The organism is Streptomyces sp. NPDC006551, from assembly GCF_040611675.1.
GTDB lineage: Bacteria > Actinomycetota > Actinomycetes > Streptomycetales > Streptomycetaceae > Streptomyces.
Genome location: NZ_JBEXOT010000004.1, coordinates 246,625 through 267,290, shown reverse-complemented (window position 1 = coordinate 267,290; position 20,666 = coordinate 246,625). Strand labels below are relative to the sequence as shown.

The window sequence follows — 20,666 nt, the reverse complement described above, 5'->3', positions numbered from 1 at the left end:
TCTATCGTCCCCCTGGTCGGCCGCCCGGGCAGCTCGGACGACGCGCGCTGACACGTATCACCGGACGGTCAGCTCGTGGTCAGCTCCTTGAGGGCGATGTTGAGCCGGAGGACGTTGACGTGGGGTTCGCCGATGAAGCCGAGGATCCGGCCGACGGTGTGGTCGGCGACGAGCCGCTCCACCGTCCGGACGTCGAGGTGGTTCTTCTGGGCGACGCGGTGGACCTGGAGCATCGCGTACCGGGGGGAGATGTGCGGGTCGAGGCCGGAACCTGAGGAGGTGACGGCATCGGCGGGGACGTCGGACGGCTCGACGGTGTGGCCGCCGACGGAGTTGTCCTCGATCACGGCCGCCTTGGCGTCCTCGACCCACCGGATGAGGTCCGGGTTGTCGCCCGAGCGGTTGGTGGCGCCGGAGAGGAGCAGCTTGTAGTGGGTGAGCCGCATCACCCCTGCTCAGAGGGCAGGGGGTGCGCTCGGGGTGCGGGGGCTACTCGTGGCGGGTGCCGGGTTCGGGGTCGGTGGGTTCGGTGGGTTCGGTGGGTTCGGTGGGTTCGGCGGTTTCGGTGGGGGCGTGGGAGCAGCCGGGTCAGCGGCCGGTGCCGAAGGTCCGCTCGAAGTGATGGAAGGCGGTCTCCTGGCGCCACTGGGCGTCGGCCTTGGGACTGGTGGCCAGCAGGCGGCGGCAGCTGGGGCCGCTCACGGCCGTGCCCGGGCGCTCGCCGCGGCAGACGTCGCCGACGCGGTAGCCGTCGCGGGTGGGGTTGCCCCGCCACAGGCTCGCTCCGGGCAGGAAGGCGTACTCCAGCGAGGCCCGGGCCAGGTCCTTCAGCTCCCGGTACGACAGGCCGTAGGTCTCGGCGGCGTACTGGTACTCGTGGCTGATGTCGATCCGGCTGACCCCCGGGTCGTCGGTGGCCAGGACGACGGGCACGCCGTAGGCGCGGTAGGTGGCGAACGGATGGTCCGCGCCGCGTACGCCGAGGATCTGGGCGTTGCTGGTGAAGGGGACCTCGACGGCGATCTCCCGGGCGGCCATGGTGCGGGCCGTGCGCTGCCAGTCGTCCTCGTGGACGAGGTCGACGCCGTGGCCGACCCGCTCGGCGCGGGCGACGTCGACGGCCTCTTTGATGTGGAACGTGAGGTCCTTGGGCTTGACCAGTCCGGGCCGCAACTCTCCGGCGTGAAGCGTCACATGGGCCTTGGGGTAGACACCGCGCAGGTGAGCCAGCATGCGCATCTGCAGGCTGTAGTGGAGCAGCGCGCTCTCCCCGTCCTCGGGCTGGACGAGGTTGACCGCGACGAACCGGGGGTCGCGTTCGGCCAGCCGCATGCCGAGGGCCATCTGCGTGTAGACCCGCTCGCGTGAACTGCCGCGCGACACCTGCGAGATCCAGCGGACGGGGAGGCGGCACGCCGGCTGGGGGCGGCTCGTGCCGCAGTGGGCGGCGGTGCGGAACTCGGCGTCGGCCTCGTCCGCCTCCCGGCGCGCCTCGGCCACGAGCCGGTCCAGCTTGCCGCCGGCGACCAGCTTGGCGTGCAGGGCAGCGAGGTCGTCGTCCCAGCCGACCTCGGCGGCGAGCTTCTTCGCACCGTCGGAGGCCGGGCTGACCATGGTCTCCAGGTAGAACTGGTTCTGCGCGACGACGTCCTTGGCGACCTCGGCGAGGAGCTTGCCGCGGTGGCGCCAGGTCACTTCGCCGAACTTGCCGAAGGTGTCGAAGAAGTGGTCGTGCCCGTTGCCTCCGGGCGGGAAGTCCTGCATGGACCAGGCGCGCACGATCGCGTCATGGAAGGCGCGGTCGGTACGGGCGTCGGCGGCGGGCCGGGTCCCCGCGCCGCAGGGCGCGGCGACGGCGGTCATCGAGGCGGTGTCGACGCACAGCCCGTCCTCGGCGGCGAGTTCGATCAGGAACTCGGTGGACACCGCGCCCGAGAGGTGGTTGTGCAGGTCCCCGCCCTTGGGCAGGTGGCGGAAGAAGGCGCGCAGCTGCCGCGGGTCGTCGCGGACGGCGTCGAGGTGCGCGGCCGTCCCGGTCTCCAGGACGTTCGCCGGCCACGGCGGCGGTACCGCCCGGTCTGGTCCGGGCGTGGCGGGAACGGCTCGGGCGGGCAGGGCGGACAACGACGCCAGCAGCGTCAGGGCGCCGAGCCCCACCACGGCCGCGGTGCGCGGTCCGCGCGGGGAGCGGAGGGGGGAAGCGGGCGCTGGGGCGGAAGCGGGAGCGATCACGTCGGCATGATCGTCGGCGGAGGGGACCGTCGACGTGCCATGGGGCGGCGTGTGGGGATCAACCACACATGTGGGTGACTCAGCCGCGTCTACGCTTACCGGTGTCCGGCACGTACCGGCGCTGAAGAAGGACGATGAGGGACATGGCGGACAGCGATCGGGAACTGGCGGATGCCCAGCGGCGGCACTGGCAGGACACCTACACCGCCCACCCGGGCATGTACGGGGAGCAGCCCTCGGCCCCGGCCGTCCACGCCGCCGGGGTCTTCCGCGCGGCGGGCGCGAAGGACGTACTGGAGCTGGGCGCCGGACACGGCCGCGACGCCCTGCACTTCGCCCGCCAGGGGTTCACCGTGCGCGCCACCGACTTCAGCGCCACGGGCCTCGACCAGCTGGCCGAGGCGGCCCGAACGCAGGGTGTCGCCGAACGGGTGACGACCACGGTGCACGACGTACGCGGCCCGCTGCCGCTTCCGGACGCCTCCGTGGACGCCGTCTTCGCGCACATGCTGCTGTGCATGGCCCTGTCCACCCAGGAGATCGCCACCGCGGTGGACGAGATCCGCCGGGTCCTGCGCCCCGGCGGGGTGCTCGTCTACACGGTCCGCCACACGGGTGACGCCCACTACGGCAACGGCACCGCCCACGGCGACGACATCTACGAACACGGCGGCTTCGCCGTCCACTTCTTCCCCCGCGACCTGGTCGACGCCCTCGCCGACGGCTGGACCCTGGAGGAGGTCCACCCCTTCGAGGAGGGAGACCTCCCCCGCCGCCTGTGGCGCGTCACCCAGCGGCTGCCCCGATGACCGCCCCTCCACCCGGTGCCGGCTGAGGGACAGCGGTGGCGCGCCGCGACCGCATTGCGGCAACGGTCCGCGGACCGCCTCGGCGTGGCTGCCCGGTGCCCCGGCGCCGGTGGGCACGGGGGTGCCGGGCGTACCCGTCTCCGGAAAGGGAGTCAGGCGCGGGCGGGTGCGGGGGCGGTGAGGCGGCCGTCGTGGACCTCGGCGACCGCGTCGACGGTGGTGAGCAGGGAACGGTCGTGGGTGACCAGGACGGTGGCGGTGGCCTTTCGGTGGGTCAGGGTGGTGATCAGGTCCAGGACGGCAGCTCCGCGTTCGTGGTCGAGGGCGCTGGTGGGCTCGTCGACCAGGAGGACGACGGGGTCGTTCATGAGGGCGCGGGCGATGTTGACACGCTGGCGCTGACCGCCGGAAAGCTGGTGGGGGCGCCGCTCGGCCTGGTCGGCGAGGCCGACCGCGTCGAGCATGTCCAGGGCGCGGACGCGGGCCTTCGCGGGGCTGCGGCCGTCGAGGTGGGCCATGACCTGGAGTTGTTCCGCGGCGGTGAGGGAGGGCAGCAGGTTGGGCTGCTGGAAGACGATGCCGATGGTGGTGCGGCGCAGGGCGGTCAGCTCGTCGCGGCCCAGCCCATGGGTGTCGGTGCCGGCGATGTTCACCAGCCCGGAGTCGGGGGTGATGAGGGTGGCGGCCACCGCGAGGAGGCTGGACTTGCCGGAGCCGGAGGGGCCGACGACAGCGGTGATGGTGCCGGCGGGCACGCTCAGGCTCACGTGGTCGAGGGCGGTCAGGCGGCCGGCGCCGTCGGGATAGGTGAGGGTGATGTCGGCCAGGTGCAGGCCGGTGCTGGTGGCCGTCGTGGTGGTCATCGGGCACTTCCCAGGGCGGTGAGGGGGTCGACGGAGGTGATGCGCCGGATGGACAGGGCCGCCCCGAGCGCGCCGAGGGCGATCATGACGCCCATCGGGATGAGGACGGTGGCGGCGTCCAGGACGAAGGGGACGGCGCCGCCGGCTACGGCGGCGCCGATGCCGGACGCGATGACGGTGCCGATGCCGGTGCCGAGCACGAGGAGGATCACGGCCTGGCCCAGGGCGTCCTTGAGGAGGTAGCGGGTGGAGGCGCCCAGCGCCTTGAGGACGGCGACGTCGCCGCTGCGCTGGATGGTCCACACGGTGAAGAACGCGCCGATGACCAGGGCCGAGATGGCGAACAGGAAGCCGCGCATCAGCTGCAGGGATCCGTTTTCCGCGGTGAAGGAGCCGATCGCCTGCAGTGCCTCGTCGCTGCCGACGGTCTTCGTGTTCAGCTTCCGGTCGGCTGCCGCCAGGTCGGCTCCGGAGGCGGTGGACAGGGCCACGACGGTGGCCTGTTCGCCGCTGCCCTCGGCCGGAGCGCCGAATCGCTGCCAGTCGCCGAGGGTGGTCCACACCACGGGAGTGTGGCTGTACATCGCCTCTCCGCCGACGGCGGCGACCGTGACCGTGCGCCCGCCGAGGGTGAGGGTGTCCCCGGCTTTCACCTTCATCTCGTCGGCGGCCTGCGTGGACATCACCACGGTGCCGTCCTGGAGGCTGCCGGCATCGGGGGCCAGGCCGGAGCCTTCCTGGACACCGAAGGCGGACAAGGAGGCGGTGGTGAAGCCGGCCTGGGCCTTGGCCATCGCGATGCCCAGCGGCTGGGCGGATTCCACTCCGGGGACGCGGGCCCACTGCTCCCAGGTGTTCCGGTCGACGTGGGAGTCGGTGAAGGAGACGTCCTGGCCGCCCTCGGGGGCGGAGAAGGCCAGGTGGTCGACGGGCAGGCCGGTGATGGCGGAGGTGTTCTCCCGGCCCAGCCCGGCCGTGAGCCCGGACAGCAGGCCCACCAGCAGGGTGATCATCACGATCACGGCGCCCATGAGGGCGAAGCGGCCCTTGGCGAATCGGAGGTCTCTCCAGGCGACGAACACGGCCTTGCCTCTTTCGGTGTGGTCCGGGGCCGGACTGATGCCCGGCGGCGTGTCCCCACCGTCGCCCGGCGGACCCGGCCGCGGCATCGCGCCGAGGATTGCCGCGAGGCGGCCCGAAGGTTCACCCCCGCCTCCACCTTTTGATCGATGCCACCGCCTACGGCACGTCACTACCGTGACCTGGGGAGGAGCACGACGTAGAGAAATGTGTCCGGCAGTCGATGAGAGATGTTGTGAGCGATTCTTCCCTGACACCCGCGTTGCGGGTGCTGCGCGTCTGCCTGCATCTGCTGGTCGCCGGCCTGCTGGTGCTGGCGGCGGTACGGGCTGTGGCCGGCGGCGCGAACGCCCCGGCGGTGGTCACCGCGGCCTGCGCGCTCGCGGCGGTCTACGGCGTCGGACCACTGCTGCGGCCCGTCCGTACCCGCGCGGCGGTCGCGGCGTGGTGGCTGGCAGCGGTCACGACCGCCTGGGTGGTGCTGCTCGCGCTCACCGCGGACGGCATCTGGCTGGCCTTCCCCCTGTTCTTCGTCCAGTTGCACCTGCTGCCACGCCGCTGGTCCCTGCCGGCCGTCGCGGTCACCACCGCGCTGGCGATCGGCGGGTTCGGGTGGCACACCCACACGCTGAACCCGGGCACCGTCATAGGCCCGGTGCTGGGCGCCGCGGTCGCTGTGGCGGTGTCGCTCGGCTACCAGGCCCTGTACCGGGAGAGCGAGCAGCGCCGACGTCTCATCGAGGAGCTGACCGCGACCCGCAGCGAGCTGGCCGCGGCCGAGCACACCGCCGGGGTCATGGCCGAACGCGAGCGCCTCGCCCGCGAGATCCACGACACCCTGGCCCAGGGCCTGTCGTCGATCCAGCTGCTGCTGCGGGCCGCCGAGCGAGCCCAGCTGTCCGGACGGCCCGAGGGGGCACTGGCCCATGTGCGCCAAGCCCGCCAGGCGGCCGTCGACAACCTCGCCGAGGCCAGGCGGTTCGTCCGCGCCCTCAGCCCGCCCGACCTCGAAGCCGGCAGCCTGCCGGCCGCTCTGGAGCGGCTGTCCGCCACCACCGCGCGAACCTCCTCCGTGACCGTCCACTGCCAGGTCTCCGGGACCCCCGCCGAGCTGCCCACCGCGCACGAGGTCGCGCTGCTGCGCATCGCTCAGTCCGCGCTGGCCAACACCGTCCAGCACGCGCACGCCACCCATGTCGAGATGACCTTGAGCTACATGGACACCGAGATCGCTCTCGACGTCGTCGACGACGGACACGGCTTCGATCCCAGCGCTCTCCCCGAGCCGGGCGAGAACGAGACCGGCTCCGGTTTCGGCCTGGCCGCCATGCGCGCCCGCGCCCGCGCCCTGCACGGCACTCTCGCCCTGGAAACCGCCCCTGGCCAGGGCACCGCCCTCGCCGTCACCCTCCCCCTGCCCGGCCGCGAAGGAACCGACGCATGACTCCTCCCTCCCCCGTCCGGCTGCTGCTCGCCGACGACCACCCGGTGGTCCGGGCCGGACTGCGCGCCGTGCTGGAGACCGAACCGGGCTTCACCGTCGTCGCCGACGTGCCCACGGCCGAAGAGGCCGTCACCCTCGCCGCCGACCCGGACCTCGCCGTGGACGTGGTGCTGATGGACCTTCAGTTCGACAGGCAGATGCTCGGCTCCCGGGCGACGGCCGCCATCACCGCTCGCGAGGGCGCGCCGCGGGTGCTGATCCTGACCACCTACGACACCGACGTCGACATCCTCGCCGCCATAGAAGCCGGCGCGTCCGGCTACCTCCTGAAGGACGCCCCGCCCGAGGAACTCGCTGCCGCCGTACGCACCGCGGCGGCCGGGAAGTCCGCCCTCGCCCCCGCCGTCGCGCTGCGGCTGATGGACCGCATGCGCGAGCCCGCCACCACGCTGACCCCGCGCGAAACCGAGATCCTGCAGTTGGTCGCCGACGGCCTGTCCAACGCCGCCATCAGCAAACGGCTGTTCCTCAGCCAGGCCACCGTCAAAAGCCATCTCACCCACATCTACGCCAAGCTCGGCGTCGACTCCCGCACCTCAGCCGTCGCCACCGCCACCGCCCAGGGCCTCATCCGCCGCTGACCCTCGCGAGGGCTCGGTTCACCGAGCCCGCTGACGCCACCCCAAGGTGCCGCCCGCGACCATGTGGCGGGTCGCCCAAGGCCCGTGTGCCCGGTCGTCCGCTCCGTCTCGACCGATCCGACCGGCCCTTCCCACATGGTGAGACCACTCTTACCGCGACCACTCGGGCATGTGAGAATCCCTGTCGTGCTGTACCGGCTCATTATCAGCGGCAGCGTGCCGGCAACGAGGTGACCGGGAGGAGACCCCTCCCAGGCAACTCACCGCCCGCACGCAGACCTCTCGCGCTCCGCGAGGGGTCTTTTTGTTTGTGCCGACGGCAACTCGCTCCCTCTCGGCTCACAGGCCCGGCAGACAGGAACACACGGACATGGTTCACGAGACCTTCCACATTTTGGACACCACTCTGCGCGACGGCGCGCAGCGGGAAGGCATCAACCTGACCGTCGCGGACAAGCTCGCGATCGCCCGGCACCTGGACGACTTCGGCGTGGGGTTCATCGAAGGCGGCTGGCCGGGGGCCAACCCCCGCGACACCGAGTTCTTCGCCCGCGCCCGCCAGGAACTCGACCTGAGGCACGCACAGCTGGTCGCCTTCGGCGCCACCCGCCGTGCGGGCATCCGTGCTGCCGAGGACCCCCAGTTGGCCGCACTGGTCGACTCCGGCGCCCCCGTGATCACCTTGGTCGTCAAGTCCCATGACCGGCACGTCGAGCTCGCCCTGCGCACCACCCTGGACGAGAATGTGGAGATGCTGCGCGACAGCGTGCGGCACCTGCGCGACCACGGCCGCCGGGTCTTCGTCGACTGCGAGCACTTCTTCGACGGCTACCGGGACAACCAGGACTACGCACTCGCCGTGGTCGGGGCCGCGCGGGAGGCCGGCGCGGACGTGGTGGTGCTCTGCGACACCAACGGCGGCACCCTGCCCTGGCAGGTCCAACGAACCGTCACCGAGGTGCTGGAGCGGACCGGTGCCCGGCTCGGCATCCATGCCCAGGACGACACCGGCTGCGCCGTCGCCAACACGCTGGCAGCCGTCGACGCGGGCGCCACCCACGTCCAGTGCACCGCCAACGGCTACGGCGAACGGGTCGGCAACGCCGACCTCTTCCCGGTCGTCGCCGCCCTCGAACTCAAGCTGAACCGTCAGGTGCTGCCCCCGGGGCGGCTCGCTGCAGCGACCCGGATCTCGCACGCCATCGCCGAGGTCGTCAACCTCACGCCCTCCACCCACCAGCCCTACGTGGGTGTCTCCTCCTTCGCGCACAAGGCCGGACTCCACGCCTCCGCCATCAAGGTCGACCCCGACCTCTACCAGCACATCGACCCCGAACTGGTCGGCAACACCACACGGACGCTCGTCTCCGACATGGCCGGACGCGCCTCCATCGAACTCAAGGCCAAGGAGCTCGGCGTCGACCTCGGCGACGACCGCGAGCTGGTCGGCCGGGTCGTCGAGCGGGTCAAGGAGCGCGAGCTCAAGGGCTACACCTACGAGGCCGCCGACGCCTCCTTCGGCCTGTTGCTGCGCGGCGAAGTCCTCGGCCACCGAAACGAATTCTTCGAGCTCGAGTCGTGGCGCGTGATCAGCGAAGACGCGAACGGCGGGCGAGGACAGAAATCCGAAGCGGCGGTGAAACTGCGCGCTCGGGGCAGGCGGTCGACGGCCGTGGCAGAAGGCAACGGACCGGTCGATGCCCTGGACCGGGCTCTGCGCCAGGCACTCCAGCACTCACACCCCGACGTGGACCGATTCGAACTGGTCGACTACAAGGTCCGCATCCTGGAAGGGCACCGCGGCACCGGGGCGCGGATCCGCGTCCTGATCGGCGTCACCGACGGCCAGAGCGTGTGGCACACCGTCGGAGTCGCGGACAACATCGTCGCGGCCTCGTGCGAAGCGCTCCAGGAGTCCTTCACCCACGGCTTGCTGCGGCACTCGGGGCCGGACGCCGGGGGCGGCGACGACACGTCCGAGTGCACCCTGGCGGTCACCTTGCACAACAGTCCCGGAGCCCTGCGCCGGGTCACCGCTTCACTCGGCACCATCCCCGTCGCCGAGATGTCGTACGCGGCCTCCTTCTCAGCGCAGGCCACGGCCCGCATCAGGGTGCCGCGCACCAACGCCGTGCGGGCCCGCACCAAACTGAACCGCCTGGTAGAGGTCCTCGCCGTCACGGAGTGCGGCGATCGCCCCTGAATCACGAACATGGCGCCGGCATGATCACCGGCGCCTGACGGCGCTCCCGCGGACGCCGCGAGCGCCCGGGCGCCCTCTTACTGGTCACCTTCCGACGCATCGAGTACCGCTGCCGTGCACGGCGTCACATGGCGATCACGGCCCGCACGAGGGTGCCGTGGGCATCGGACCACACGGACCGGTCCACGGCGTACGCGTCGACCAGGGTCAGGCCACGGCCGAAATCGGCGTCCATGTCGGCCGCCTCGCAGCGGGCCGCGGGGCGGTCCCGCCACCGTCCGCGGTCGCGTACGCCGACGGTCAGCGCATGGTCGTCGGCCTCGAACGTCACCACCAGGTCGGGGCTGCCGCTGTGCAGGACGACGTTGGTCGCCAGTTCGCTGACGACCACGGCGAGCGCTTCCTCGGCCGCTTCGGACAATCGTCGGCTGTGTGCCACCGCTCGCGTCAGTCGGCGCAGCCGGGACACGGCCAGCGGACACGCCGGAAGAACGGCCACGGCCAGGGCGCGCCCGGCAGGGACGGGCACCTGCTCGCGGAGGCGCTCGGATCCCGGTGGTTCACACACTCCCGGGGACTGCCCACCGCGGCTCGAACGCATCACGTTTCTCACGCGGGACTCCTGCCTGGCGGCCGACTCCGTCGGCGTCGGGCCCCGCCGGTCCTGGGGACCACGAGACCTTACGGACCTCCACGGTGCCCGCCGCTCGGAGCCCCTGGCAATCAGGGCACACTGAGTACGGATACGCAAACAACGTCGACGCGCGTGAGGACCGGTGACGGCCATGCCGGAGACCCCCGGAGCAGCGGACGAAGCCGAGGCCACGCTGCTGCGACGGCTTGCGTCGGCTCTCGCCCCCGAAGCGCCGGGCAGACCCCTGCTGCTGCTGGTCGAGGGCGCCGCCGGAACGGGCAAGAGCCGGCTGCTGCGCAGGCTGGCCGCCGCCCTGCCCCCGACCGTGCCTCGTGCGACGCCCGACGGACCCCTGCCCGACTCGGGACCCGTGCTGCTCATCGCCGAGGACGTGCACCGCGGGACGGTCGCCGGCACCGCCGCCCTGCGCACCCTGCTCGCCACCCCGCCCGCTCACCTCGCCTGCGTCCTGAGCTACCGCCCCGAAGAACTTTCCGCTCCCGGGCTGCCGCTGGGGCCGGACACGGAGTACCCGGCCGCGCTCACGGTCCTGCGGCATGTCGTCGGACCCCTCGACGTCACCGCCGCCCGCAGGATGGCCGAGGACGCGCTCGGCGCCGAGCGCTGCACGGCCGACCTCGTCGAAAGCCTGCACCGCGCCTCCGGAGGTGTCGCACAGACCCTCTCCGATCTTCTCGACCAACTGGTCGCGCGGTCGCCCGCCGCGGGCCGGCCGCTCTTCGTCGACCCCGCCCGACCGGACGTCCCTCCCCGACTGGAGGCCCTGGTCCTGCGGCGTACCGCCGCCGTGCCCGAGCAGCACCGGCAGATCGTCTTCGCCGCCGCCGTCCTCGACGAGCCCGCCCCCTCCCGTGACCTCGCGGTCGTGGCGGGCCTCGTCGGTGAAGCAGGCCACGACGCGCTGATCGCCGCCCTGCGGGCCGCTGCCCTCGAAGAGCGCGGCGACGGCCGGTACGGCTTCACTTCACCGCTCGCCGCCGCCGCCGTCCGCGGCATCGCGACGGGACCGGCGCGCGAGGTGCTGCACCGGCGGGCCGCGCGGCTCCTCGCAAGGCGTCAGCCGGTCGACTGGGAGAGCGTGGCCGGCCATCGGAGGGCGTGTGGCGACGAGCGGGGCTGGCTGCACGCCATCGAACACGCCGCCCGGCACTTCGAGGAGGCCGGCGAGCAGCATCGGGCGGCGGCCCTGCTGGAGTCGGCCCTGGCCACCGGTCCGGTCCCGGGGCATGCCCGCTCCCGGCTCGCCCTGCTGCTGGCCCGCTGCGCCGTGGTGGGCCTGCGCTCCGACCAGACTCTGAAGGTTCTCCGGCACATCGTGGCCGACCCCGGCCTCCTCCCCGGCGTGCGCGGCGAGATCCGGCTGGACCTCGGGCTGATGCAGTGCAACCAGATGGGCCAGGTCATCGAAGGGCGGGCCGAGCTCGCCCGGGCGGTGGACGAGCTGGAGGGCCGGCCGGCCCTCCTGGCTCGCGCGATGTCGGCGCTCGCGATGCCGTACGGACCCGGCCCTTCCTTCGCCGAGAACGTCGCCTGGATCGAGCGTGCCGTGGCCGTCGCGGAGGAGTCGGGAGACCCCGTCGTTCAGACCGCCGTCGCCGCGAATCATGTGAGCGTCCTGCTCAACAGCGGCGATCCGACCGCCTGGACGCTCGCCGAGCGCCTGCCCCGGGAGAGCGATCTCGTCGGGTGCCGTCAGCAGACCGCCCGTGGCCTCTGCAACGCGGCGGACGCGGCGGTCTGGCTCGGGCATTACGAGAAGTCGCGCGGGCTGCTGGCCGAGGGCGTCGCTCTGGCCGCCCGCAGCGGCGCCGCCTACGCCGAACAGACGGGCCGCGGCTGCACCCTCGTCCTCGACTGGGCGACCGGACAGTGGGCCGGGCTCGCCGAGCGGGCCCGCGCCTTCGTCGAGGAAGCCGGCGCCATGCCCTACCTGGCCTCCGACGCCCGGATGGTCCTCGGCCTGCTCGCCCTCTCCCGCGGGGAGTGGGCCGACACGGTCACCCACCTGACCGGCCCCGAGGCGGCCGACCTCGACACCGGCCCCGTCCCGATCTCGGCGACCGCGTCCGGGGCCCTGATCAGACTGGCCCTCGCGCACGACGACACCGACGGCGCCGCCGCTGAGGCCGCCGCCGGCTGGAGACGGTTGCGTGCGAAGGGGATCTGGTCCTGGGCCGCGGAACTCGCCCCCTGGGCGGTGGAAGCGACCCTGCGGGCCGGGGAAACGGCCGCGGCGAGCGCGATGACCGACGAGTTCGCCGCCGGGCTGGAGGGCCGCGACGCGCCCTCGGCGGACGCCGCGCTCGCGTGGACCCGTGGCGTCCTGGCCGAGCACATGGGCGGGACCGCCGAGGCCGCCGCGTTCTATGAGTCGAGTGCCACCGCGTACCGAACGCTGCCACGGCCCTACCACGAGGCGCTCACCGCCGCGGGCGCCGCGCGCTGCGCCCTCGCCCTGGGGGACGGCATCGCTCCCGCCGTCGCCGTACTCACCGACCGCGCCACGGTCTTCGACTCGCTGGGCGCGACCTGGGACGCCGCCCGCACCCGCGCCGAACTGCGCCGTCACCAGCCGGCCGGGGAACGCCGCCCGCCCGGCCGTCCCCGATACGGCGACCTGCTCTCGCCACGGGAGGCGGAGGTCGCGGAACTCGCCGCCTCGGGCATGTCCAACCGGGAGATCGCCACCACGCTGCACCTCTCCCCACGCACCATCGAGCAGCACGTCGCCCGCGCCCTGCAGAAGACCGGGGTCCTCTCCCGCCAACAGCTCTCCCAGGCCCTCAAGGCGGCTTCGAGTTGATTACGTATCCGTGAACAACCGCCTCCGGATACTCCAGGGGCCTTGATGGCAGGAGGATCGCCCAGGGCGGCGCCGCATCCCCACCCCCCGTGCGGCGCCGTGACGGGCCGCCAGCGACCGGCGCCCCTCAGGCGCGCAGCCGGCCGTCCGGAACCCCACAGGCCGGCCGGGTGTGCGCCGCCTCGGCTTCACATCGTCCTCCCCGGAAGCGCGGCCCCGGTCCGTCGGTCCCGCCACGCGCGGCAGACGCCACCACGACCTCGGGCCCGCCGGACTCACCGGGTCCACCGACGCCGGCGTGCGGGTCCGCGTCCGGTCCGGCATCACGGCCGCCTTCGACCGCGTCGGCTTCGCGGTCACCGACGCCCTCGTCGCCTCGTCCCCCGTGTCCCCCTCAGCGCGGGGACCGTGATCCCGTGGGCCGACCCGACGATGCGAAGGGCCGTTCCGGATCCCTCCGGAACGGCTTTCGGCCTGCGACGACCTGACGCTCCGCGCGCCGAGCAGGTTCGGGCGGCGCCTCGTCCGGCACTTCGGGCGGCGCCTCCGGCGGACCGGGCAGACTGTCGGGAATGAACGAGATCGTCCCGCCCGCAGGCGCCGGCCGTGACGGAGACCGCTGGCTCACACCGGGCGTCAAGGGCATCGGCTCCGCCAGTCTCCTCGCCGATGTCGGCCACGAGATCCCCACCGCCCTGCTGCCGTCCCTGCTGACCTCCCTCGGCGCGCCCGCCGCGGCGCTGGGCGTGATCGAAGGGGTCTCCGACGCCCTGGCCGGCGCGGCCCGGTTCGGCGGCGGGGCCCTGGCGGACGATCCGTCCCGGCGTCGCAAGGTCGCCGTCGGCGGCTACACCGCCACCGCCGTGCTCGGTGCCGCGACCGCCGCGGCCACCTCGGTCTGGCAGGTCGGCCTGCTGCGGGCCGCGGCCTGGACCGCCCGCGGCCTGCGCGTCCCCGCCCGCAACGCCCTCCTCGCCGACATCGTCCCGCCGGCGGCGTACGGACGCGCGTACGGCTTCGAGCGGATGATGGACAACCTGGGCGCGATCTTCGGCCCGCTGCTCGCCCTCGGCCTGGTCGCCTGGCTCGGAGTCGACTGGGCCATCGGCCTCTCCGTGGTCCCCGGCCTGCTGGCCGCGGCCGCGATCGTCTACGCGATCCGCCGGACGCCCCGTCCCACCGGCCGGGTCAAGGTGCCCGTCAGGATCCGGATCCGGCCGGTCCTGCGGGGCGACCTCGGCAGGCTCACGGCCGCGGTGGCGGCCTTCGAGGTCGGCAACGTCGCGGCGACGCTGCTGATCCTGCGGGCGTCCGACCTGCTCGCGGTGGAGCACGGTGCGAGGACCGCGACGACGATCGCGCTCGGCCTGTACACCGCGTACAACCTCGCCGCCACGCTCGTCTCCGTCCCGGCGGGCCGGCTCGCCGACAGGCTCGGCCGCCGCGGGCCGGTGGTCGTCCTCGCCGGCGGCGTCGCCGGCCTCGCCCTGTCCTACGCACTGTTCGTCGTCGACACCACCGCCGTCGCGTTCCTGGCCGTCCCGTTCGTCCTGGGCGGGATCGGCATCGGCGCGGTCGAGACGGCCGAGCACTCGGCCGTCGCGGTCCTCGCCCCCGCGGACATGCGCGGCTCCGCCTTCGGCATGCTCGCCGCCGTCCAGTCCTTCGGCAATCTCGCCGCCTCGGCCCTCGCCGGCATCCTCTGGACCGCCTTCTCCGCCGCGGCGGCCTTCGCGTACCTCACCGCGTGGATGTTCGTCGCGCTGGCCGGACTGATCGCCACCTCCCGCGGACTCGGGCGGTGACGGTCAGGGTCACAGGCCGGCCAGCAGACGCCCGGTGTAGCCGACCATCACGGTCCAGAACAGGCCCGTATAGCCCCGCTCACCGATTCTGGTGTTGAAGCGCCTGCCGAGGAAGGTCGCGATGAACATCAGCGGCACGCACATCAGGGCGACGAGGTAGTCCCCGCCCGTCAGCAGCGCGGCGTCCGTCCAGACGGCGGTCTTCGTGACGTCTCCGACGAGCGAGACCAGGGAGAGCGCGCCGACGAGGTGGAGGCGGTCCAGGTCCAGTCCGCGGACCGCGAGCCCCTTCAGGGGACCGGACGTACCGCTGAATCCGGACGTCGCACCCGAGGCGAAGGCCAGCAGCGGGGAGCCGGCCCGCCGCCAGCGGGTCAGATCGAACGTCTCCGCCAGGAACGCGGCGGCGAAGCTCGCGATGACCGCGAGCGCCACGGCCCGTTCCGGGGCGGAGACGAGCAACTTGGCCCCCAGGAAGGCCCCCGCGGCGACCAGCACGATCACGATCGCGGCCTTGCGGAAGGGAAGCGTCGCCCGGTAGGCGAAGACCTTCACCAGGTTGTTGGCGGCCAGGAGGAGGGCCGCCATGGCCACCCCGGACTTGGTGCCGAGAACCAGCGCCAGCGTGGGGACGAGGATCAGACTGCCTCCGAACCCGGCCGAGGCGGACAGGAGGAACGCGGCCGCCACCGCGAGGAACACGACCGGAATCAGAAGCGGCTCCATCGCTGCTCGCCTTACGGGATCGTCGACAGGTCGATCCGGAACATCCCGCGACCGTGGGTCACGCAGACGAGCACCTCGTCCATCCAGAACAGGTCGTCGACCGAGCAGTTGGTCGGCCCCTCGTTCGTCGGCGACCAGCTCGCCCCGGCGTCCTCGCTCGCGAACAGCCCCACCTCGGTGCCGCAGTAGAGCAGGTCCGTCCGCCGGGGATGCACCGCCAGGGCCCGGATCGGGGCGCGCGGCAGAGCGGTGGCGAGGTCGGTCCAGGCCGCTCCGGCGTCCTTCGTCACCCACAGGTTGCCGCGCTCGTATCCACCGAAGGTGACGTAGGCGGTGTCCGGGTCCGTCGGGTGCACGGTGATGCCGGTGCAGTAGCGCCGTGGCGTCAGCGGGCTCGGCCCCGTCGCGCCTACGCGCGCCCAGGTCGGCGTCGCCGCGGTGCCGTTGGCGGTGCGGAAGACCATGCCGTCCTCGTGGCCCACCCACACCACGTCCGAGTCGCCGCGCGCCACCGCGATCGCGCTGATCAGCGTGCCGGCGCCTGGCTTGATCGCGCGCCAGGTCGGTCCGGAGACGGGGGTGTTGGGCTGTTTGGCGTTGTCGGTCCGCCACAGCGACACGCCACCTGCCAGGATCCGGTTCTCGTCGTTGGGATCGAGCACGAACGGTGCGATGAAGAGCGCGTTCTCGTTCTTCGCGTCGGGGATGCTGAAGGGCACCGGCTTCCAGGACCACTCGCGCGTCGCGAAGTTGAAGAACTGACCGCTGATGTAGCGGTCGCCCTGCGTGTCTTCGGTGGTGGCGCCGTCGGTGTTGCGGTGGATGTTGAGGAAGACGTACTCGCCGTAGAACACGTCCGGGTCGGTGGGGTCGGAGGCGCACCAGCCGCCGTCACCGCCGGAGAACTCCCGCCAGTCCTGGGTGCCGAGGGCGGGGTCGAAGACGAGCGAGCCGTTGTCCTGCGCGCCGCCGATGATCTTCCCACTGCCGGTGTGGCCCGCCCCGGCGTAGAACTGCGTCACGCCGTAGTCGTTCACCAGCTCGGTCCAGCCGTTCACGAACGGGGGCTCCGGTTCGGTTCCGACGACCGCCAGATCGTCCGCCCTGAACACACCGCCGTCGTTGCCGAAGAAGACCGTGCGGTTGGTGACCCCGTCGTACGAGGGGTGCGCGACGATCGCGTGGTGGTCGGCGTGGACCGAGGAGGGCTCCCACCAGGTGCTGATCTCGGCCAGATGGTCGCCGCCGTCGGTGCTGCGGTACAGGTCGATGCCGCCGACGATCACCAGGTCGGCGTCGGTCGGGTCCCCGGCCCAGATCGCGTTGTCGTACCAGCCCTGTTCGCTGAGGTAGTCCGACGGCAGGCCGTCGGGGGTCAGCGTCTTCCTCTTCTCGTAGGACGCTCCGCCGTCCTGCGACCGCCAGATCTGGCCGGTGGTCATCTGGACCGACGCGTAGACGATGTCCGGGTCCTTCGCCGCGTACGCGAGCTCGACCCGGCCGGCCCACGGGCCGCCGGTCGCGAGGTCCCAGGTGAGACCCCCGTCCCGGCTGAACCAGGCCGCGCCGTCGCGCAGTGCCCCGGCGACCGCCTTGTCGCTGTCCTGCGGATCGAATCGGACGTCGCCGAGCGGGTGACCGAGCACCTTGGTCCAGGTGGCCCGCGCGGGATCGGCGCTGCGGAAGAGGCCGGTGGAGGTGGACGCGAGGAGGACCGTACCGTCCTGCGACACCGCGATCCGGCTCACGAACTGGAAGTCCGGGGTCTGGGTGGCCGGGATCGGGGCCCAGGCGACCGCGTCGGTGGTGCGGAAGATGCCGTTGCCCCGGATGGCGTCGAGGTTCCGGAAGGCCTCGCCGGTCCCCACGTACATCGTGGACGCGTCGGACGGGTCCACGGCGATGCAGCCGCAGGAGAGGTTCTCCAGGAAGTCGTCGACCGGTGCCCACTGGGCACCGCCGTCCTCGGTGTGCCACACCCCTCCGCCGGCGCTCACCGCCCACATGCTGTCCGGATCCGCCGGGTCGATCACGATGCCGCGGGTCCGGCCGCCGATGTTCCCGGGGCCGAGCCACACCCAGTTGGCCAGCTGCATGCCGGCCGTCGGGGCCGGTCCGGCCCGGCGAGGCCGGCCGTTCAGACCGGTCGGCACACCGGCGGTCATGGGCGGCGCCTCGCGAGTCAGCAGGCTCTCCGCCTGCGCGTAGGCCGCGCCCAGACCGTGCGGCCGGACGTCTCCGTCGTCACTGCGCTCCTGCTTGAGGCGGAAGAGCCCGCGGGCGGTGGGCAGGTCGGGGAAGTCGAGGCGCAGCAGGGCACGCCGTACCGCTGCCTCGGGCAGGGCCGCGAGCGTCTCGTTCGTCGTACCGCGGGAGCGGCACAGCGACTGCACCTGCGCGACGCTGATGTTCTTCGACTGGGCGACTTCTTCGTCTGAGATGGCCATGATGGCACCCCGATCGGGATGAGATGGTGCGGTGGGGTGAGGACGCGTCTAGGGCCGGAGCCTGGGCGCCCGCCTCGGGGTCGCGCGGTCCAGTTCCACCTCCCACGCGAGCACGCCGGTGCGGGGATCCACGGCCCTCAGGACGACGGCGCCGGGGTCGGGGCGAAGGAGGAGTTCCATGCGCTTGTCGCCGACCAGACTCTGGTCCAGTACGGCGGACTGCCCGTCGGTCGAAGCCGCCGGTGGTACGGGGGGTGGTACATCGGCGTCGGCCGTCTCCGGGAGCGCATCCGCCTCCGCTCCGGCTTCCGCCCATGCCTCCGCCCCGGCTTCCGCCGCGGGGAGCACTTCCAGCGAAGGGGAGCCCGCCAGACCGACCCGCAGGGCTCCGTGCGCCGCGCGCCGGGACTCCGCCAGGACGCGCGCGCTCGGTGCGGCACCCCCGCGGTACCAGGTCCGGACGACCCAGCGGAGCACCACGGCGTCGTCGGTCGCCTCGGTCCGCAGGGTGAAGTCACGGGTGTCGTCGAGGGTGCAACGCGCCCACGACGGCAGGTCGACCGGCTCCGAAGCCCAGCGGTCCTCGCCGGTCGCGGCGTCGAGCACCACGACCACGAGCGTCGGCGACGGGCTGATCCGCAGCGCCACGACCGCACCGGCGAGCAGCGCGCACGGGCGCAGGCTGGGCCCGTGGCGCCACAGCAGTGCGCCGTTCTCCAGGTCCAGTGCCATCAGCGCGCCTTCGTGATCGTGTACGACGGCCTGCCGGCCGCGCGCATCGACCACGCCGCGCGGAACTCTCGCCATCCGGGCCACCAGGTGGGCGTCGCAGGAACGCGGATGCGGGATCACGGCGGGCGGGGGGCCGTGGCGTGCGGGCCGCCAGCGCGACCAAGAGGTCCGGGGCCCGGCCGTGGGCCGCAGCGCACTTTCATCGTCCCCCCGGCCGGGGAGGGCGGCAAATGGATCTGCCCCGCCATCCCGCGCCCCTCCCGTCAGTTGACGCATACACCACCCGCACCGGGATCGGCGGCGCGGTCCTGCGAGCAGGGTGCGGGCGAGGGCGAGGTGACGGAGCGTGGGTTCGAGGACGGCCCCTCGCCCGGGCGGGACGGCTGCGGCGCTCGCCGGGCCCGAGGGGCTGGTCCGCGGGCACCAGCGTCTTGAGGCGTACGCCGCACGTCACATCAGTGACGGCCACCGGACGTCCGGGCACGCGCGCCGGACTCCAGGCCGCCTTCAACAACGGCAACGGCACCTGGGACAAACGCCGCCCAAGGGCGTGAAGATCTACCAGGACGTCGTCCACAACCACTCCTCCCGCTGGGGCGCCAAGGGCCTCTTCGTCCCGACCGTCTACGGCGTGCGGGACAGCCGGTGGAGCTGGTACTACGACGAGAAGCAGCCCGGCTTCGAGTACGACGGCCTGACCATCGACGCGAAGACCGGCAAGTCGTACTACAACGGCGACCTGTGGTCGACGGCCGAGCCCACCGGCAACACCTGCGTCAACCGGGACAAGCCCACCGGCGGCAAGAGCCCCGAGGGCTACACCCTCTACAACTGCCAGTGGCCGAGCCCCACCTCGGGCATGTTCCCCAAGGCGCTCTACCACCAGTGCTGGATCGCAACTGGGAAGGCGAGGACTCCCGCTCCCGCTGGCTGCACGACGACCTCGCCGACTTCGACACCGAGAACCCGACCGTCCAGAACTACCTGATCGGCGCGTACAACAAGTACATCGACATGGGCGTCGACGGATTCCGCGTCGACACCGCCGTACACATCCCCCGCACCACCTGGGGCCGCCGCTTCCTGCCCGCCATCCAGGAGCGGGTCGCCCGGCAGCACGGCGCCCAGGCCGCGCAGAACTTCTTCGTCTTCGGCGAGGTCGCCGCCTTCGTCAACGACAAGTGGAACCGCGGCTCGGTCAACCACTCGGCGCAGTTCTTCACCTGGAAGGAACGCAAGGAGTACGACGCCGACGACGCCAAGGCCGCGCTCGAAATGTACGACTACGAGCAGCAGCAGGGCACCGGCAACCAGCCCACTTCCACCAACGCGTTCCTGAACGGCAACAGCTACCACACACCCGACCACAGCCGCTTCTCCGGCATGAACGTCATCGACATGCGCATGCACATGAACTTCGGTGACGCGTACAACGCCTTCTCCAACGGCAAGGACTCCGACGACAGTTACAACGACACCACCTACAACGTCGTCTACGTCGACAGTCACGACTACGGCCCCGACAAGTCGAGCGAGCGGTACACGGGCGGGACCGACGCCTGGGCCGAGAACATGTCCCTGATGTGGACCTTCCGCGGTATCCCGACGCTCTACTACGGTTCGGAGATCGAGTTCCAGAAGGGCAGGAAGATCGACTGCGGGCCGACCTGCCCGCTCGCCACCACCGGCCGCGCCTACTACGGCGACCACGTCGCCGGCTCCGTCACCGCCTCCGACTTCTCCCAGGTCTCCTCGGCCTCGGGAGCCGTCGCCACCACGCTCCAGCAGCCCTTGGTGCGGCACGTGCAGCGGCTCGACCAGATCCGCCGGGCGATCCCCGCGCTCCAGACGGGCCAGTACTCCACCGAGGGCATCTCGGGCGGCATGGTGTACAAGCGCCGCTACACCAGCGGCTCGACGGACAGCTTCGCCCTGGTCACCGTCTCGGGCGGCGCCACCTTCTCCGGCGTCCCGAACGGCACGTACACCGACGCCGTCACCGGCGACGTCCGCACCGTCACGAACGGCACCCTCTCGGTCGCCGCGCCCGGCAAGGGCAACCTCCGGGTGTACGTCCTGAACGGCCCCGGCAAGATCGGCGCCTTGGGCCCGTACCTGAAGTAGCGGACACGGTACGGGGCGGGGGCCACCCGCCCCGTACGGTCACCCCTCGTCCGCCGCCTGAGGGCTCGGTGGGGTGAACGTGGGCGATCAGGCCCCGGCGAG

At 72.4% G+C, this 20,666-nt stretch carries 13 protein-coding genes and 2 pseudogenes; 7 read left to right on the top strand and 8 right to left on the bottom strand.

All coding sequences use genetic code 11. The features are described from left to right. Nucleotides 1-68: 68 nt before the first annotated feature. Nucleotides 69-437: pseudogene (locus ABZY12_RS07405) on the bottom strand (potassium-transporting ATPase subunit C); the annotation flags it as partial. Between the two features lie 151 nt (nt 438-588). Beyond that, on the bottom strand, nt 589-2,160 hold the full coding sequence (locus ABZY12_RS07400; RefSeq protein WP_356888149.1) for an adenosine deaminase: 1,572 nt from the start codon (nt 2,158-2,160) through the stop codon (nt 589-591). A gap of 215 nt (nt 2,161-2,375) precedes the next feature. On the opposite strand from ABZY12_RS07400, the gene ABZY12_RS07395 reads away from it, so the two are divergent. Beyond that, a complete protein-coding gene (locus ABZY12_RS07395; protein ID WP_356888088.1) occupies nt 2,376-3,041 on the top strand; it encodes a class I SAM-dependent methyltransferase in 666 nt (221 codons plus the stop codon). Nucleotides 3,042-3,193: 152 nt separating this feature from the next. Here the strand turns inward: ABZY12_RS07395 and ABZY12_RS07390 are convergent, their stop codons facing one another. Together ABZY12_RS07390 and ABZY12_RS07385 are read right to left on the bottom strand one after the other, a co-directional pair. After that, entirely contained in the window at nt 3,194-3,904 is a 711-nt protein-coding gene (locus ABZY12_RS07390; RefSeq protein ID WP_356888086.1) for an ABC transporter ATP-binding protein, read from the bottom strand. After that, a complete protein-coding gene (locus ABZY12_RS07385) occupies nt 3,901-4,986 on the bottom strand; it encodes an ABC transporter permease (RefSeq protein WP_356888084.1) in 1,086 nt (361 codons plus the stop codon). Before ABZY12_RS07385 ends, ABZY12_RS07390 begins: the two co-directional genes overlap by 4 nt. A gap of 221 nt (nt 4,987-5,207) precedes the next feature. Here ABZY12_RS07385 and ABZY12_RS07380 point away from each other — a divergent pair, with 221 nt between their 5' ends. The 3 genes from ABZY12_RS07380 to cimA all read left to right on the top strand — a co-directional run bounded on the left by ABZY12_RS07380 (nt 5,208) and on the right by cimA (nt 9,272). After that, entirely contained in the window at nt 5,208-6,428 is a 1,221-nt protein-coding gene (locus tag ABZY12_RS07380) for a sensor histidine kinase (RefSeq protein WP_356888082.1), read from the top strand. Then, complete coding sequence (locus ABZY12_RS07375) at nt 6,425-7,069, top strand: response regulator transcription factor (protein WP_356888080.1); 645 nt, start codon at nt 6,425-6,427, stop codon at nt 7,067-7,069. The genes ABZY12_RS07380 and ABZY12_RS07375 overlap by 4 nt, the downstream gene beginning before the upstream one ends. Nucleotides 7,070-7,439: 370 nt before the next feature. Next, complete coding sequence (gene cimA / locus ABZY12_RS07370; RefSeq protein ID WP_356888078.1) at nt 7,440-9,272, top strand: citramalate synthase; 1,833 nt, start codon at nt 7,440-7,442, stop codon at nt 9,270-9,272. 124 nt (nt 9,273-9,396) lie between these two features. Here the strand turns inward: cimA and ABZY12_RS07365 are convergent, their stop codons facing one another. Continuing rightward, nucleotides 9,397-9,873, bottom strand: coding sequence for an ATP-binding protein (locus ABZY12_RS07365; RefSeq protein ID WP_356888147.1), 477 nt, complete (start codon nt 9,871-9,873; stop codon nt 9,397-9,399). 184 nt (nt 9,874-10,057) lie between these two features. Between ABZY12_RS07365 and ABZY12_RS07360 the strand changes: the two genes are divergently transcribed. Both ABZY12_RS07360 and ABZY12_RS07355 read left to right on the top strand, forming a co-directional pair. Next, entirely contained in the window at nt 10,058-12,730 is a 2,673-nt protein-coding gene (locus tag ABZY12_RS07360; protein ID WP_356888076.1) for a helix-turn-helix transcriptional regulator, read from the top strand. 572 nt (nt 12,731-13,302) lie between these two features. Then, entirely contained in the window at nt 13,303-14,535 is a 1,233-nt protein-coding gene (locus ABZY12_RS07355; protein ID WP_356888074.1) for an MFS transporter, read from the top strand. Nucleotides 14,536-14,544: 9 nt separating this feature from the next. On the opposite strand, the gene ABZY12_RS07350 is transcribed toward ABZY12_RS07355, so the two are convergent. The 3 genes from ABZY12_RS07350 to ABZY12_RS07340 are packed head-to-tail and all read right to left on the bottom strand — an operon-like array spanning nt 14,545 to nt 18,515. Further along, nucleotides 14,545-15,261 carry a sulfite exporter TauE/SafE family protein gene (locus ABZY12_RS07350; RefSeq protein ID WP_356888072.1) on the bottom strand — a complete coding sequence of 239 codons (717 nt, stop codon included), beginning with the start codon at nt 15,259-15,261 and terminating at the stop codon, nt 14,545-14,547. A gap of 11 nt (nt 15,262-15,272) precedes the next feature. Beyond that, nucleotides 15,273-17,708, bottom strand: coding sequence for a hypothetical protein (locus ABZY12_RS07345; RefSeq protein ID WP_356888070.1), 2,436 nt, complete (start codon nt 17,706-17,708; stop codon nt 15,273-15,275). 48 nt (nt 17,709-17,756) lie between these two features. Further along, nucleotides 17,757-18,515 carry a PQQ-binding-like beta-propeller repeat protein gene (locus tag ABZY12_RS07340; RefSeq protein ID WP_356888068.1) on the bottom strand — a complete coding sequence of 253 codons (759 nt, stop codon included), beginning with the start codon at nt 18,513-18,515 and terminating at the stop codon, nt 17,757-17,759. A gap of 469 nt (nt 18,516-18,984) precedes the next feature. On the opposite strand from ABZY12_RS07340, the pseudogene ABZY12_RS07335 reads away from it, so the two are divergent. Beyond that, nucleotides 18,985-20,564 (top strand): annotated as a pseudogene (locus ABZY12_RS07335) (alpha-amylase family glycosyl hydrolase); the annotation flags it as partial. Between the last annotated feature and the right edge of the window lie 102 nt (nt 20,565-20,666).

Excerpts from the sequence above, each read along its gene's own strand:
- ABZY12_RS07365 (WP_356888147.1), bottom strand. The coding sequence starts at position 9,873 with ATGCGTTCGAGCCGCGGTGGGCAGTCCCCGGGAGTGTGTGAACCACCG.
- ABZY12_RS07395 (WP_356888088.1), top strand. The coding sequence starts at position 2,376 with ATGGCGGACAGCGATCGGGAACTGGCGGATGCCCAGCGGCGGCACTGG.
- cimA (WP_356888078.1), top strand. The coding sequence starts at position 7,440 with ATGGTTCACGAGACCTTCCACATTTTGGACACCACTCTGCGCGACGGC.
- ABZY12_RS07390 (WP_356888086.1), bottom strand. The coding sequence starts at position 3,904 with ATGACCACCACGACGGCCACCAGCACCGGCCTGCACCTGGCCGACATC.
- ABZY12_RS07355 (WP_356888074.1), top strand. The coding sequence starts at position 13,303 with ATGAACGAGATCGTCCCGCCCGCAGGCGCCGGCCGTGACGGAGACCGC.
- ABZY12_RS07345 (WP_356888070.1), bottom strand. The coding sequence starts at position 17,708 with ATGGCCATCTCAGACGAAGAAGTCGCCCAGTCGAAGAACATCAGCGTC.
- ABZY12_RS07340 (WP_356888068.1), bottom strand. The coding sequence starts at position 18,515 with ATGGCGAGAGTTCCGCGCGGCGTGGTCGATGCGCGCGGCCGGCAGGCC.
- ABZY12_RS07380 (WP_356888082.1), top strand. The coding sequence starts at position 5,208 with ATGAGAGATGTTGTGAGCGATTCTTCCCTGACACCCGCGTTGCGGGTG.
- ABZY12_RS07375 (WP_356888080.1), top strand. The coding sequence starts at position 6,425 with ATGACTCCTCCCTCCCCCGTCCGGCTGCTGCTCGCCGACGACCACCCG.
- ABZY12_RS07360 (WP_356888076.1), top strand. The coding sequence starts at position 10,058 with ATGCCGGAGACCCCCGGAGCAGCGGACGAAGCCGAGGCCACGCTGCTG.
- ABZY12_RS07350 (WP_356888072.1), bottom strand. The coding sequence starts at position 15,261 with ATGGAGCCGCTTCTGATTCCGGTCGTGTTCCTCGCGGTGGCGGCCGCG.